The organism is Brevibacillus sp. M2.1A (assembly GCF_013284355.2).
Lineage (GTDB): Bacteria > Bacillota > Bacilli > Brevibacillales > Brevibacillaceae > Brevibacillus.
Map to the genome: position 1 here is coordinate 2,728,253 of NZ_JABSUY020000001.1, position 13,636 is coordinate 2,741,888.

A 13,636-nucleotide genomic window follows, 5' to 3' on the forward strand; every position below is an offset into this window, starting at 1 on the left:
AGAATGTATGTTTGGTGGGTATCCCTATGAAAAAAATTCTTCACTTGGATATTGACGCATTTTTTGCGAGTGTAGAGCAGTTAGATCGTCCAGAACTGCGGGGGAAGCCGGTCATTGTCGGGGGAACTGGCAATCGAGGTGTGGTATCGACCTGCAGCTACGAGGCACGCAAATACGGTGTTCGCTCCGCAATGCCTATCGCCATGGCGAGGAAAAAATGTCCGCAAGGCTTTTATTTGCCTGTCCGCTATAGCCGTTATATCGAAAAATCTGTTGAAGTCAGACAGATATTTACTTCTTATACAGAGCGTTATCAAACAGTAGGTTTAGACGAGGCTTATTTAGACGTGTCCCATTATGAAAATGCGGTACCCATTGCCCGTGATATCAAGAGGCGAATCAAACGAGAGACCGGACTTACTTGCAGCATCGGACTTTCCTACAATATGTCGTTGGCGAAAATCGCCAGTGATTTGAAAAAGCCGGATGCCTTTGTCATCATCCGACCAGAGCAGGCTTTGGATGTGCTGCGGTCGTTGCCAATTGGTACCTTGCATGGAGTTGGTAAAAAGTCACAAGAGCTGCTCGCGAAAAAGGGGATTGAGACGGTAGAGGATTTTTGGCGGCTTTCACTTGATGAGGCCACTACGCTATTTGGGAAGTTTGGTCGTTCTCTCTATTACCGGGCGAGAGGAGAAGACAATCGCGAAATCGAAATGGACCGCGCTCCGAAATCATTGAGCCGTGAAACGACACTGCCATTTGATTTGTTTGACAGGGATGCGATTGCTCCGATTGCCATCTCCCTCTTGCGTGAGGTCGAAGAGGACATCCGCGAAGAAGGGGTTGAACCCCAGACGATAACGCTCAAAATCAAGTACGCGGACTTTACCCAGCGGACCAAGCAGCACAAGGCTGTGGCAGGGGCTAACTGGCAGGAGCTGTTGGACGATTTGCTCGACGCTTTTGACTATACAGCGGGCGTTCGATTAGTTGGCGTAGGGTTTTCGAATTTTGCCGAGCAACAAGGGGAGCGGTACGAGCAGCTATCGATGTTTTCGTGGAAGCTCGGAAAGTAAGGGAGGGAGAACGGTGGAGACAGAGAATGCCTTTCATTGCTGTGCGACCTGTATTCATTTTCGTGTGGAAAAAGGGGCGGGAGGAGTCAGCTATCGATGCTCTCGTCTAACCTATGAGACACGTCCGGACTATCGATTCCAATGCTGGACTCCGACAGAGAAGGTCAAGCGACTGATGGAAGCACGGAAAAGTCAACGATAGCGACAAAAAGAGGCACCCCCTTCGTTCTGATCGACAAAGGAGGTGCCTTTTCTATTCATGTGTCAGGTCGAGAGGACCATCACTTCCTCCGAACCATCCATTTCGCCATTTGAAATAAAGCCGAACGACTCATACAGCTTGCGAGCGAACTCGTTTTCAGGATGAATACTCAAGTAAATGCGCGTACAGCTGTAGCGTCTGCACATTTCTTCAACGAGCATGTTCAAAAATTGTTTGGCGTAACCCTTACCCTGATGGCGAACATCAATCATAAAGCGGTCCAGCCAAATTCGGCCATTCTCTACTTCGATTCCGTGCATGGCATAACCGACAGCGATGTCTTTGTCATACAGACCGCATGATATCCATTCCGGTTCAAAACCTGATTGGGCGATGGAAAAAGCGTTGCTCTCGATGAAGGAGTGTTGACCTTCCTTTACAGTCAAGTAGGCAATTTGGCGCCAATTTTCTTTCGTAATTTCACGAATAGACAAGCTCAAAATTTCATCTCGCTTTCCTTTGTGCCAAGACTGGCGGAATTGCTTGCTTTTAATTGGACAAAAAGGAAAATGCCGAAGCCTAGGATGGATGCTGCCACAATCAGGAGGGCAGAGGATACAGGAAATAAATCCGTCAATATTCCCCCTGCCAGTGGGCCTGCCACCATTCCGATTCCGTGAAACATATTAAAGAGAGAGTACGCCGTGCCGTATGCGCCGCTTCCACCTTGGTCAATGATGGCTCCCAATGTAGCCAAGGTTGGCGATAAGGTAAAACCGATGCTCGCGCCAACCAGGGCCATTGCGAGCATTGCTTGCCAGAGGGAGTCCGCCCACGCCAAAAATGGCAGAAACACAGCCAACGTCAAGATTCCGCCAAACATGAGTTTGTACGGATTCATGCGGCTGGAAAGGGAGCCGGCAACTGGAGCGATCAATCCGTATGCGAGTGTCATGACCCCAAACAAAAGACCAATCGATGTCGGCGTCATGCTGAGCTTCTCTGTAAAAAATACGGGCAACGTCGGTTCCAGCAAACAAAGGGAAATTTCAGCCAACAGGACGATTCCAGCGATAAAAATGACTTGCGGATTGCGGATGAATCCACCGACATGAAGCTTTTCACTGACACTTCTCGTCGCGTCTTCCTTCAAGAACAAGTAGACCAGCACAATGTTGATCATGGTAAAGGCTGCTGCTGCCAGGAAAGGCATACGATGGTCACTGATTTCAAACAACCATCCGCCAATCGGCGCTCCGAGCAAGGTACCGGTCGAAATCGCCGTCAATGCAATTCCCATAACAGCTCCGCGCATTTTGGATGGGAACAAATCCGCCAGGAGGGCAAGGGCAGTTGGCCAAGTAGCCGCAGCAGCAATGCCTTGAACAAAGCGCGCGGTAATCAACAAGGCCATTGTTTCAGAGAAAGCAAACAATAACGTGGAAGCGGCGAGACCGAGCAACCCGACCAAAAGCATGGTCCGTCTGCCGATCCGATCAGATATCGGCCCAAAAATAGGGGTGGCAATGAGCATCGCGACCGCATAGCTGCTAAACAGCACGCCCATCATCGTGGAGGATGGCTGCAGCTTTTCCGTAAAATAAGGAACAATCGGAATCAACAAGCTGTACAGCAGCATGTCGATGAAAAGGATCAGGATGACAAACAGTAGTCCGATTCGTTGTTGTTTGGTCATTTGTGTAAAAATAGACATGATGGAACACCTCTTAACTATAAAAACTATTTTTGTTTTATTGGTTTTCTTGCATAGAACAATATCGTGGTCTTCCAAAGGTAGCGGGATGACCACGAATCATTTGTTATCTTTTATCTGCTGGTACCAATCCAAACAAGAGGACATCTACAATAGCGGAAAGCGCCTCTGAGACAGTAATCTGGTTTTTCATGTAAAAGCGCTGGTCGAGTGTAGAATTCAGCGCATCGACAATAACCTTCAGCATGAGGGTGACGTCCATATTGACGATGAGCCCTTCTCGAATCGCTTGCTCGAGAAGAACGCGCAGGGTTTGCCAATCCTCGGATAAAGACGCCTCGACTTGGGCATATTGCTCAGGATAATATCGCTTCATCTGTTCGAGGATGCGCAAATCATAAAATTCATAGTGTGTCGGTAAAACCATCATGACGCCTTTGATTTTATCGATAAGAGAGAGACTGTCGTCTGCGAGAATTTGCTGTGTTTTTTCATCGCCCTCTTCAAAGGACTGTTGAATGATTGTTTCCAGAATTTCCACCTTGGATGAGAAGTGCTCGTACAACGTGCGTTTGCTGATCCCGAGCCGCTTCGCCAAATCATCCATGGAGAATTTCATGCCTTTATCGCGAATCTCTTCAATAAAACCTTTCATGATCCGGTTTTTAATTGCAATCAACCCCCCAGCTCAACATAAAAGAAAACTATAAAAACAAAAATAGTTTTCTTGGTAACATTATTTTACACAGGTTGGCAGAGCAATGCAAGTGGTGATCATGCTTTTTGTTTTGCAACCAAGTGGTCGATTATGGTATAGTAGGTGCCGAAATCGCGGTTGATTGCTTCACATCATTTGGAGGTGCCCCGTGTTTTTAGAGAAGCTGATGCCTAGTCAGTTCGTCGAATCAATCCATCACATTGACATAGATCAATTGAAACGAAATAACATCCGTGCGGTGATTACAGACTTGGATAATACCTTGGTGGAATGGGACAGGCCACATGCAACCCAGGAGGTCATTAACTGGCTTGCTCGCATGCATGAGGCAGGTATACAGGTCACTGTTGTCTCCAATAACAACAAGGAGCGTGTAGACCGCTTCTGTGCCCCATTAAATCTCGGGTTTATTTGTGCGGCTAAAAAGCCGACAAACCGTGCCTTTTTGCAGGCAGTGCGGCAGATGAATGTAACCATCGCTGAGACTGTTGTCATTGGCGATCAATTGTTTACCGATGTGCTGGGAGGAAATCGATTAGGATTTCATACGATCCTGGTTGTTCCTGTAGCCCAGACGGATGGTTTTTGGACGCGCTTTAATCGTCAGATGGAGCGTGTGGCCCTTATTTGGATGGAGAGGAAAGGAATGGTTTCGTGGAGGAGAAAAGCATGACGGAACAAACGCATGGCTCCTGTGCTGGATGTGGGATTGCCATTCAGACAGCAGATGCAAAAAAGCCTGGCTATGCACCTGAATCCGCGCTTGGCAGAAAGGTAGTCATTTGCCAGCGGTGTTATCGCATCAAGCATTATAATGAAGTAGCTCCTGTAGGGATGGGCGATGACGACTTCCTCAAGATTTTGGATGGTATCGGTTCTACGGAGTCGCTTGTCGTGATGGTGGTCGATATCTTTGATTTCCAGGGCTCCTGGCTCAAGGGTTTGCCACGATTTGTCGGGAAAAATCCGATTTTGCTCGTGGGTAACAAGGTCGATCTGCTGCCGAGAAACATCAACCTGAACCGCGTGCGCAACTGGATGCAGCACGAAGCAAAAGAACGCGGACTGCGCCCAGAGGATGTCGTACTGATCAGTGCGCAAAAAGGGCTTCATATCGATGAACTGTTGAATCGCATTGGAGAGCTGCGCAAAGGCCGAGATGTTTACATTGTCGGTGTAACCAACGTAGGAAAGTCGACCATGATCAACCGCATCTTGCATGACTACGGTGCGGCTGAGCTGGAGATTACGACTTCGCCATTCCCTGGTACAACACTGGACAAAATTGAGATTCCGCTTGAGGATGGCCGCTCCATTTTCGATACGCCGGGAATTATTAATCGCGACCAGATTGGACATATGGTATCCCCAACTGATCTGAGAAAGATTACCCCGACTAGCCGGATCAACTCCAAAGTGTATCAGCTCGATAATGGACAATCACTCTTTTTGGGTGGTTTGGCCCGTATCGACTTCGTACGTGGGGAGAGACAGCCGTTCATCATCTATGTGGACAACGATCTGTACATTCACCGGACGAAGCTGGAGAAAGCAGACGAAGTAATGCAAAAGCACCATGGAACCTTGCTGGTACCGCCAACAGGGGAGGAAGCTGCGAAAGCACTTCCGCCATTTGTGAAGCACACCTTTAAAATCAACAAGTCCACTACGACGACTGACATCGTAATTTCCGGTTTGGGCTGGGTCAGCATCCAAGGAAAACACGAAGCGAGTGTTGTCGTGCATGCACCTAAAGGCGTAAGTGTTGGGATACGCAAAGGGCTGATCTAGCTTACACAAGAAAAGTCGAGATAGCCTTGCCCCTTGCCATATGCTATAGAGAGACGTCCGGGGAGGAAGAGCTCCATGATTACAAGCAAAACACAACTGGTTGGCCTGTTTGGGCATCCAGTTTCCCACTCGCAATCACCGATGATGCACAATACAGCTTTTTCCGAGACCGGGTTGGGGTTTGCCTATGCTGCGTTCGATGTAGAACCGGAAAATCTGGAAGATGCAGTCGCGGGTATTCGCGCGTTAGGCTTGAAAGGGATTAACGTCACGATCCCCCACAAGGTTGCGATCATGCCGATGCTGGATGAAATCGATCCGCTTGCCAAGCGAATCGGTGCCGTCAATACCGTCGTTTCTCGTGATGGACGCTTGATCGGCTACAACACAGATGGTATGGGCTATGTTCGTTCGCTTGTGGAAGAGACGGGAATCGTTCTTGAAAAGCAAGTGGTAACCATGGTAGGGGCTGGTGGCGCTGCCCGTGCAGTCGCGTTTACCTTGGCTGAACAAGGAGTCAAGGAAATTCGCATCATCAATCGTTCCAGGGAAAGAGCCGCGGTATTGGCTGAGCATGTCGGAACGATTGTACCTACGAAAATCGTAGAACAGGGCGAAGGGGAAGCAGCTATCGCGGACTCATCGCTGTTGATCAATACGACATCGATCGGAATGCTGCCAAACGTACAGGAGACCCCTGTGCCAGCAGAATGGCTTCATTCTGGTTTAACTGTTAGCGATCTGATTTATAACCCGCTCGAAACACGTCTGCTCAAAGAAGCGCGTGCCATCGGAGCCACTGTTCATTCCGGAATCGGCATGTTCGTGAATCAAGGTGCACTGGCATTCGAACTGTGGACGGGCGAACGAGCACCGACTGGGGTTATGCGTGAGGTCGTCTTGCAACAATTAAAGAAAACAACCTGATTGGCAGGATGTAAAAGGAGGCATTGCCGATGTTGACTGGCAAGCAAAAGCGCTTTTTGCGCGCAGAAGCACATCATCTCACCCCTATTTTCCAAGTTGGAAAAGGCGGCGTAAATGAAAACATGATCACGCAGATCAAAGAAGCGTTAGAAGTACGTGAATTGATCAAGGTAGCGATTTTGCAAAACAATAATGACGATAAACATCAAGTGGCAGAAGATCTGGCAGCAGGTGCTGGAGCAGAGCTTGTGCAGTTGATTGGCCATACAGTTGTCTTGTACAAAGAGTCCCGGGAGAACAAGACGATCAAGCTGCCATAAGTGACCTGCATGCGATGAGACAGCCAATCAAGCAAGTAGGGATCATGGGAGGAACGTTTGACCCGATTCATTGCGGGCACTTGCTGGCGGCTGAACAAGCCAGAGAGCAAGCGGGGCTGGATGAAGTCTGGTTTATGCCTACACACGTTCCACCGCACAAAAAGAGAGAGAGTCTGACGCTGGCGCATCACCGCTTGCAAATGGTTCAGCTTGCCGTGTCTGATTATGAAGTCTTTCGTGTAACAGATGTGGAGTTCGAAAGAAAAGGCCCATCGTACACGTATGATACGATGGCTCAGCTCATCAGGCAGTTCCCGGATTGCCGGTTTTCCTTTATCATGGGGGGAGATATGGTAAAAATCTTGCCCAAATGGTACCAGTACCAAGAGCTGATTCATATGGTACGCTTTATAGGTCTGGCGAGGCCAGGAACCGAACTGGACCTGAAATCGAGCGAGGACGTCACATTTGTGGAGATGCCTGTTTGGGACATTTCCTCCACGATGATTCGCGAGAAGGTAGCTGCCAGGAAAAGCATCCGTTATCTTGTACCTGATGCCGTGGAGCGCTATATAAAGGAGAACCGAATCTATGAAACTTTTGGATAATCGGGAAGAGCTTCTCGTTCGCGTACGGCAACAAATGCATGAAAAACGCTACAAGCACACGCTAGGGGTCGCTGCGTCGGCTCGCGAACTGGCTGAGAGATTCGGGGCTGATCCCGACAAAGCCGAGCTTGCTGGACTGTTGCACGATTACTGTAAGTGCTGGCCAGTGGAAAAAATGTTTGAGATACTCGTTCGCCACGATATGCCTACAGAGCTTTTGGAAGGGGAAAAAGAGCTGTGGCACGCCTTTGCAGCAGCGATTGTGATCCAGACAGATCTAGGCGTAACGGATGCAGATATTTTACAAGCCGTTCGCTACCATACAACGGGTCGGGCTGGCATGTCCCTGTTAGAAAAAGTCGTTTGTGTGGCAGACTATATAGAACCGAGCCGAGTTTACCCTGGTGTCGATTTTATTCGCGCCAAAGCCATGTATGATTTGGATGCCGCCCTGGCCCTCGCCTTGGGAGGCACGATTCAATTTTTGATAGAGAAGCAAAAGACGGTTTTCCCGTTGACATTGACGGCATATAACGATTTGGTTTCCCGCAAAGGGAGAGAAGGAGGGTTTTGATGGTTAAAACAGTAGAAGATTTGGCCCAATTGGTTGTGAAGGCAGCGGAGGACAAGAAAGCAGAGAACTTGAAGGTGCTCGATATTAAAAAGCTGTCCGTGATCGCAGACTATTTCATGATTTGCCACGGAAACAACGAGCGTCAAGTACAGGCAATTGTTCGCGAAATCCGTGACCAAGCCCACAAAAACGGCTTTGACGTCCGCGGTATCGAGGGAGCGGATGAAGGTCGCTGGGTACTGGTTGATCTGGGCGATATCGTCATTCATGTTTTCCATCGCGAAGATCGCGAGTTTTACAACCTGGAGCGCCTGTGGAAGGACGCAGAGGAAGTTTCCTTCAGCGAGCAAGGGTAAGGTCAGATGGCATACGCACACATGGCCGCTGTATATGACAGGCTGATGGCGGATACTCCTTATGACCAGTGGCTCGACTGGGTCGAGCGTCATTGGGCAAAGGGAGAGAAGCCTGTGCGGGTCATTGATCTTGGTTGTGGGACGGGCACGATTGCGATCCCACTCGCCAAGCGGGGATACCGCGTTACTGGAGTGGATCTCTCTACAGAAATGCTTGCGATTGCCTATGACAAAATGAGGCAGGAGCAAGTGGATGTAGCGTGGGTGGAGCAGGATATGCGGGAGCTGTCCTTGCCGGAAGCGGATGCGGTCATCTCCTTGTGTGATTCATTGAGCTATCTTACAGAGGAAGCGGATGTGCAGGAAACGTTCAAGCGCGTTTTCGCTCATCTCGCGCCTGGTGGGAGCTTTCTGTTTGATGTGCACAGTCCGTACAAGATGCTGCACATTTTCGGAGACGAGACGTTCACACATGTAGAAGATGAAGTTTCGTACATTTGGCAATGTTTTTGCGACCCACTGCGTCTCGAGGTAGAGCATCAGTTAACGTTTTTCATTCGTCAGCCAAACGGATTGTACGAGCGGATGGAAGAAGAGCATTGGCAACGGGCTTATCAGCCTGTCCAACTGTTGCGCTGGCTGACAGATGCCGGCTTCACAGACATCGTCATCACTGCTGATTACTCGGATATGCCGCCACAAGAAGCGAGTGAGCGCCTATTTTTCTCAGCCCGCAAGCCGAAAAGTTTGACATGATTGGTTCGGATTGACTATAATGGCGTTATAACTACAGATTTCGACGCGTTTAAGAGGAATAGTAGGTATAGGATTCGAGCACTCACAGAGAGTTGACGGATGGTGCAAGTCAACCCGAATCTATCTGAACTCACCTCCCAGCACTTGCCCCCAAGGTCATTTACGCCATGATTGTGTAAGGGTGAGCGGCTTATCCCCGATACGGATGAAACAAGTGGGTGAATGCTTGTCATTTGCCAATCTGGGTGGTACCGCGGGAATGTAAACAACCTCTCGTCCCTTTCGCAAGAGCGATCTGGGATGTGAGGTTTTTTTATAATATCGGAAAGTATATTCTTCTTTGGGTTTCTTCCCGATATTACGGAAAACATTCCGCTCATACGCGATCGCTCAACCTTGAGCAATCCTCGATAGAGGTTTTCTTATTTTCACCTATTTTAAGATGGGAGTGCTTTACCATGGTATTCAGTCATCAAAATGTCGAAAAGAAGTGGCAGCAATATTGGGAGCAGAACAAGACCTTCAAAACCTCCGAGGATGAAGGCAAGAAAAAGTTTTACGCACTCGACATGTTCCCGTATCCATCTGGAGCTGGCCTGCACGTAGGACATCCAGAGGGCTATACGGCTACTGATATTTTGTCCCGCATGAAGCGGATGCAAGGATATAACGTTCTCCATCCAATGGGCTGGGATGCGTTTGGTTTGCCAGCGGAGCAATACGCGCTCGATACAGGAAACGATCCAGCGGAATTCACCGAGCACAATATTAACACCTTCCGCCGCCAAATTAAGTCGCTCGGATTTTCCTACGACTGGGATCGCGAAATCAATACGACCGATCCGAACTACTACAAGTGGACACAGTGGATTTTTACGAAGCTGTATGAGCACGGCTTGGCTTATATTGACGAAGTAGCTGTAAACTGGTGCCCTGCTTTGGGAACGGTTTTGGCAAACGAAGAAGTCATTGACGGAAAAAGTGAGCGTGGCGGACACCCAGTAGAACGCCGCCCAATGAAGCAATGGGTCCTGAAAATTACTGCATATGCGGAAAGACTGCTCGCTGACCTGGATGAACTGGATTGGCCAGAGAGCATCAAGGAAATGCAACGCAACTGGATCGGTCGTTCTGAAGGGGCAGAAGTAACCTTTGGTATCGAAGGTCATGACGAAACCTTTACCGTCTTTACGACTCGTCCAGACACTCTCTACGGAGCAACTTATGCGGTACTGGCTCCTGAGCACAAGCTGGTTGAGCAAATTACCGTACCAACTCAAAAAGAAGCAGTGGAAGCGTACCTGGATCAAGCGAAACGCAAGAGCGATCTGGAGCGTACTGATCTGGCGAAAGAAAAGACAGGAGTATTTACCGGAGCGTATGCGATCAACCCGGTTAACGGCGAGCGTCTGCCAATCTGGATTGCAGATTATGTGCTGATCAGCTACGGAACAGGCTCCATCATGGCAGTTCCAGCGCACGATGAACGCGACTATGAGTTCGCGAAAACGTTTGATCTGCCAATCAAGCAAGTAATCGCTGGTGGTGATATCTCCAAGGAAGCATATACTGGCGACGGAGAGCACATCAACTCCGGCATGCTCGATGGTTTGAACAAAGAACAGGCTATCAGCAAAATGATCGAGTGGCTGGAAGCGGAAGGCAAAGGAAATCGCAAGGTAACGTACCGACTGCGCGACTGGCTGTTCAGCCGTCAACGCTACTGGGGTGAGCCAATTCCGATTCTCCATCTGGAAGACGGCACGATGAAAGTCGTTCCGGAATCCGAACTGCCAATCATGTTGCCAAAAACAAAAGAAATCAAACCATCCGGTACAGGTGAATCGCCATTGGCAAACATCTCGGAGTGGGTTAACACTATCGATCCGGAAACAGGCATGAAAGCACGTCGTGAGACAAACACGATGCCGCAATGGGCGGGTAGCTGCTGGTACTTCCTGCGCTTCATCGATCCACACAACGACAAGGCATTGGCTGATCCAGACAAACTGAAAGAATGGCTGCCAATCGACATTTACATTGGTGGTGCAGAGCACGCGGTACTGCACTTGCTCTACTCTCGCTTCTGGCACAAGTTCCTGTACGATATCGGTGTCGTACCAACCAAGGAACCATTCCAAAAGCTGTTTAACCAAGGGATGATCTTGGGTGAAAACAACGAGAAAATGAGTAAATCCAAAGGCAACGTCGTAAATCCTGACGATATCATCAACAGCCATGGTGCCGACACACTGCGCATGTACGAAATGTTCATGGGACCACTGGATGCTTCGATCGCTTGGTCGACAAAAGGCTTGGATGGTGCACGCCGCTTCTTGGATCGTGTATATCGTCTGTTTGTGGGCGACAACGGTGAACTGAACGAAAAAATCGTGGAAACCTCCAACGTGGCTGGCATGGAGCGCGTGTACCACCAAACTGTGAAAAAAGTAACAGAAGACTACGAGGGCCTGCGATTCAATACAGGTATCTCTCAGTTGATGGTATTCGTCAACGAAGCATACAAAGCGGAAGTTCTGCCGAAGAAATTCATGGAGGACTTTGTGAAAATGCTGTCTCCTATCGCTCCGCACTTGGGTGAAGAGCTATGGGAAAAACTCGGTCACAGCGAGAGTCTGGCTTACGCAGCATGGCCTACGTATGACGAAGCGAAGCTGGTTGAAGACGAGGTAGAAATCGTCCTGCAAATTAACGGTAAAAACAAAGAGAAGCTGCTCATCGCTTCTGATTCGACCAAAGAACAGATGGAAGAGATGGCGAAAAACAACGAGATGATTAAAGAGCTGATTGAAGGAAAAACGATCGTCAAAGTCATCGCTGTTCCAGGCAAACTGGTGAATATCGTCGTTCGTTAAGAAAAGGACGGCACGGAAATAAGAAGAGGAGTGGGGCCTGCGAGTGACAGGTATCCACTCCTTTTTTTGTAAATATCGCTTCTTCGTTTTGCGCTAATGCGGCTGATTGTTTAAATTTCGTGCAACCAGTTCCTGATCCTCGGCAAACTTCGCTTGTGTGCGGCGAAACACTTGGGCGAAAAGCCCGGGAATCCCGTCTTGCAAAGGAATCAGACCTTCCCCCGTAATTCCACCGGGCACGCAGACCCTCTTTTGCAAAGTAGGGAGGGTGAATGCTTCTTCGCGTAAAAGATCTGCCATTCCAATTAGCATTTGCGTGGTCATGTAAGTAGCAGCTTCTGCGGAAATGCCAGTTTCTTCAACAGCTTCTTGAATCATTTGCTGCAAAATATAGCTGATAAACGCAGGACCACAACTGACAATGTCAGAAGTAATTCGTAAAAATGGCTCCGAAATCTCTACAGGGGAGCTAATGTGGGCAAACAGACTTCGTATAAAATGACGTTGTTCCTCTTGGATACGTGATCCAAATTCACATAAGCTGACTCCGCTCATTACAGCATTTGTTATTGAAGGAACAACTCTGGCAACGGCACAAGGAACTTGAGACTCCAAATCGGCCAGCTTGATCGGACTGGTGATCGTAATCAACAGGTGTTCCGGCGTTAGTGCGGGAGCAATTTGTTCGAGCATCACGCTATATTCCAGTGGCTTGACGCACAGAACGATTGTAGCAGCTTCTTTGACCAAATCGGCATTACTGTGCGCGACAATGAGCCCGGGATGTTTTTCTGCCAGTTGCTGCGCCTTCGCAGGGGTTCTGTTGCTGATAATGATATGACCAGGACTAAGCGCCTTGGCCGACAGCAATGATTCAATCAAGATACTGCCCATGCTGCCCGTACCAATGAACCCAATTCTATTCATGGGCATACCTCCCTCCAATATTCTTTTCCCATTCTATGTAGGAGTGTCTATGATCATGACCAGATCTCATTGTACCACCAGCCGATCCTTTATCCGTGTAAACATCTTGTCGCCAATTCCTTCAATCTGTTTCAGGTCATCCGCCGAACGAAATGGACCTTGTTTTGACCGGTAATCCACGATTGCCTTGGCACGCGCTTCTCCAATGCCGGGAAGGCTCATGAGCTCTTCTGCAGTTGCCGTGTTGAGATTAATGGCTGAGGAGGCACCAGTGGTGGATACGCTGGCAGCAGATTGTACAAGGCCAATGGATGTAGAGACTGGCTCGCTTGCCCCTTTAGCCGGGATGACAAGAGCTGCTCCATCTGTGAGCGGCGCTGCCAAATTGATCTGGACAAGGTCAGCATCAGGTAGTGCTCCTCCTGCTTTTTCGATGGCATTTGCGACACGTGTACCTGGTTCAAATTGGTACAAACCGGGATTTTTTACTCGCCCTTTCACATCGACAAAGAGAGGAGGGGAGAGTTGTTTCTTATCCTTATCTGTTTCCGGTGTCGTTTTTACAGGCTTGGCAGGTTGAGCAGTTGCTGAATCATCAGTCCCTTCTTTTGTTTCAACATCCGATGCCGCATAAGCAGGAGAATGCAACGGTAGTTCGCCAGTCTTATGCGATTGGTCGCGTTGATATAACCAAAAGCTACAACCGACAAACAGAACAGCCGAAGTCAACAAGATGAAACGACGATAACGCTCCCACCACTCCAGCACCATAACAAAAAAACCTCCCG

General features: G+C 48.9%; 16 protein-coding genes and 1 other annotated feature. Of the genes, 11 read left to right on the forward strand and 5 right to left on the reverse strand.

Annotated features, from left to right (window positions below; all coding sequences use genetic code 11):
• The first annotated feature begins 26 nt into the window (after positions 1-26).
• Positions 27-1,079: a DNA polymerase IV gene (locus tag HP567_RS13480; RefSeq protein ID WP_173611514.1), complete on the forward strand. Its 1,053-nt coding sequence runs from the start codon at positions 27-29 to the stop codon at positions 1,077-1,079.
• A 13-nt stretch (positions 1,080-1,092) separates the two neighbouring features.
• On the forward strand, positions 1,093-1,281 hold the full coding sequence (locus HP567_RS13485) for a hypothetical protein (protein WP_173611513.1): 189 nt from the start codon (positions 1,093-1,095) through the stop codon (positions 1,279-1,281).
• Positions 1,282-1,343: 62 nt separating this feature from the next.
• Here HP567_RS13485 and HP567_RS13490 read toward each other — a convergent pair whose 3' ends face one another.
• The 3 genes from HP567_RS13490 to HP567_RS13500 all read right to left on the reverse strand — a co-directional run bounded on the left by HP567_RS13490 (position 1,344) and on the right by HP567_RS13500 (position 3,665).
• Complete coding sequence (locus tag HP567_RS13490) at positions 1,344-1,781, reverse strand: GNAT family N-acetyltransferase (protein WP_173611512.1); 438 nt, start codon at positions 1,779-1,781, stop codon at positions 1,344-1,346.
• Positions 1,778-2,995 carry an MFS transporter gene (locus HP567_RS13495; protein WP_173611511.1) on the reverse strand — a complete coding sequence of 406 codons (1,218 nt, stop codon included), beginning with the start codon at positions 2,993-2,995 and terminating at the stop codon, positions 1,778-1,780. Before HP567_RS13495 ends, HP567_RS13490 begins: the two co-directional genes overlap by 4 nt.
• 106 nt (positions 2,996-3,101) lie before the next feature.
• Entirely contained in the window at positions 3,102-3,665 is a 564-nt protein-coding gene (locus tag HP567_RS13500) for a TetR/AcrR family transcriptional regulator (protein ID WP_142064592.1), read from the reverse strand.
• Positions 3,666-3,861: 196 nt separating this feature from the next.
• On the opposite strand from HP567_RS13500, the gene HP567_RS13505 reads away from it, so the two are divergent.
• From HP567_RS13505 to leuS, 9 genes are all read left to right on the forward strand, one after another.
• Positions 3,862-4,386, forward strand: a complete 525-nt coding sequence (locus tag HP567_RS13505; RefSeq protein ID WP_173611510.1) for a YqeG family HAD IIIA-type phosphatase — start codon at positions 3,862-3,864, stop codon at positions 4,384-4,386.
• The gene (gene yqeH / locus HP567_RS13510) at positions 4,383-5,504 is read left to right on the forward strand and encodes a ribosome biogenesis GTPase YqeH (RefSeq protein ID WP_173611509.1); all 1,122 of its coding nucleotides are present in this window, start codon (positions 4,383-4,385) and stop codon (positions 5,502-5,504) included. The genes HP567_RS13505 and yqeH overlap by 4 nt, the downstream gene beginning before the upstream one ends.
• Positions 5,505-5,579: 75 nt before the next feature.
• Positions 5,580-6,431 carry a shikimate dehydrogenase gene (locus HP567_RS13515; protein ID WP_047072628.1) on the forward strand — a complete coding sequence of 284 codons (852 nt, stop codon included), beginning with the start codon at positions 5,580-5,582 and terminating at the stop codon, positions 6,429-6,431.
• Between the two features lie 29 nt (positions 6,432-6,460).
• A complete protein-coding gene (yhbY, locus tag HP567_RS13520; RefSeq protein WP_007727776.1) occupies positions 6,461-6,751 on the forward strand; it encodes a ribosome assembly RNA-binding protein YhbY in 291 nt (96 codons plus the stop codon).
• Between the two features lie 14 nt (positions 6,752-6,765).
• Positions 6,766-7,359, forward strand: a complete 594-nt coding sequence (locus tag HP567_RS13525) for a nicotinate-nucleotide adenylyltransferase (RefSeq protein ID WP_173611508.1) — start codon at positions 6,766-6,768, stop codon at positions 7,357-7,359.
• Positions 7,343-7,933 carry a bis(5'-nucleosyl)-tetraphosphatase (symmetrical) YqeK gene (gene yqeK, locus HP567_RS13530; RefSeq protein WP_173611507.1) on the forward strand — a complete coding sequence of 197 codons (591 nt, stop codon included), beginning with the start codon at positions 7,343-7,345 and terminating at the stop codon, positions 7,931-7,933. The genes HP567_RS13525 and yqeK overlap by 17 nt, the downstream gene beginning before the upstream one ends.
• A complete protein-coding gene (gene rsfS / locus HP567_RS13535) occupies positions 7,933-8,289 on the forward strand; it encodes a ribosome silencing factor (protein WP_173611506.1) in 357 nt (118 codons plus the stop codon). The genes yqeK and rsfS overlap by 1 nt, the downstream gene beginning before the upstream one ends.
• 6 nt (positions 8,290-8,295) lie before the next feature.
• Positions 8,296-9,045, forward strand: coding sequence for a class I SAM-dependent DNA methyltransferase (locus tag HP567_RS13540; RefSeq protein ID WP_173611505.1), 750 nt, complete (start codon positions 8,296-8,298; stop codon positions 9,043-9,045).
• A gap of 39 nt (positions 9,046-9,084) precedes the next feature.
• Positions 9,085-9,329: a binding site (T-box leader), on the forward strand.
• 174 nt (positions 9,330-9,503) lie between these two features.
• Positions 9,504-11,921 (forward strand): leucine--tRNA ligase, encoded by a 2,418-nt coding sequence (gene leuS / locus HP567_RS13545; protein ID WP_173611504.1) that lies wholly within the window; start codon positions 9,504-9,506, stop codon positions 11,919-11,921.
• A gap of 93 nt (positions 11,922-12,014) precedes the next feature.
• Here leuS and comER read toward each other — a convergent pair whose 3' ends face one another.
• The gene (comER, locus tag HP567_RS13550; RefSeq protein ID WP_173611503.1) at positions 12,015-12,848 is read right to left on the reverse strand and encodes a late competence protein ComER; all 834 of its coding nucleotides are present in this window, start codon (positions 12,846-12,848) and stop codon (positions 12,015-12,017) included.
• Between the two features lie 66 nt (positions 12,849-12,914).
• The gene (locus HP567_RS13555; protein ID WP_173611502.1) at positions 12,915-13,619 is read right to left on the reverse strand and encodes a ComEA family DNA-binding protein; all 705 of its coding nucleotides are present in this window, start codon (positions 13,617-13,619) and stop codon (positions 12,915-12,917) included.
• Positions 13,620-13,636 lie beyond the last annotated feature (17 nt).

Excerpts from the sequence above, each read along its gene's own strand:
- HP567_RS13480 (WP_173611514.1), top strand. The coding sequence starts at position 27 with ATGAAAAAAATTCTTCACTTGGATATTGACGCATTTTTTGCGAGTGTA.
- HP567_RS13495 (WP_173611511.1), bottom strand. The coding sequence starts at position 2,995 with ATGTCTATTTTTACACAAATGACCAAACAACAACGAATCGGACTACTG.
- yqeH (WP_173611509.1), top strand. The coding sequence starts at position 4,383 with ATGACGGAACAAACGCATGGCTCCTGTGCTGGATGTGGGATTGCCATT.
- HP567_RS13515 (WP_047072628.1), top strand. The coding sequence starts at position 5,580 with ATGATTACAAGCAAAACACAACTGGTTGGCCTGTTTGGGCATCCAGTT.
- yhbY (WP_007727776.1), top strand. The coding sequence starts at position 6,461 with ATGTTGACTGGCAAGCAAAAGCGCTTTTTGCGCGCAGAAGCACATCAT.
- HP567_RS13525 (WP_173611508.1), top strand. The coding sequence starts at position 6,766 with ATGAGACAGCCAATCAAGCAAGTAGGGATCATGGGAGGAACGTTTGAC.
- yqeK (WP_173611507.1), top strand. The coding sequence starts at position 7,343 with ATGAAACTTTTGGATAATCGGGAAGAGCTTCTCGTTCGCGTACGGCAA.
- rsfS (WP_173611506.1), top strand. The coding sequence starts at position 7,933 with ATGGTTAAAACAGTAGAAGATTTGGCCCAATTGGTTGTGAAGGCAGCG.
- HP567_RS13540 (WP_173611505.1), top strand. The coding sequence starts at position 8,296 with ATGGCATACGCACACATGGCCGCTGTATATGACAGGCTGATGGCGGAT.
- leuS (WP_173611504.1), top strand. The coding sequence starts at position 9,504 with ATGGTATTCAGTCATCAAAATGTCGAAAAGAAGTGGCAGCAATATTGG.
- comER (WP_173611503.1), bottom strand. The coding sequence starts at position 12,848 with ATGAATAGAATTGGGTTCATTGGTACGGGCAGCATGGGCAGTATCTTG.
- HP567_RS13555 (WP_173611502.1), bottom strand. The coding sequence starts at position 13,619 with ATGGTGCTGGAGTGGTGGGAGCGTTATCGTCGTTTCATCTTGTTGACT.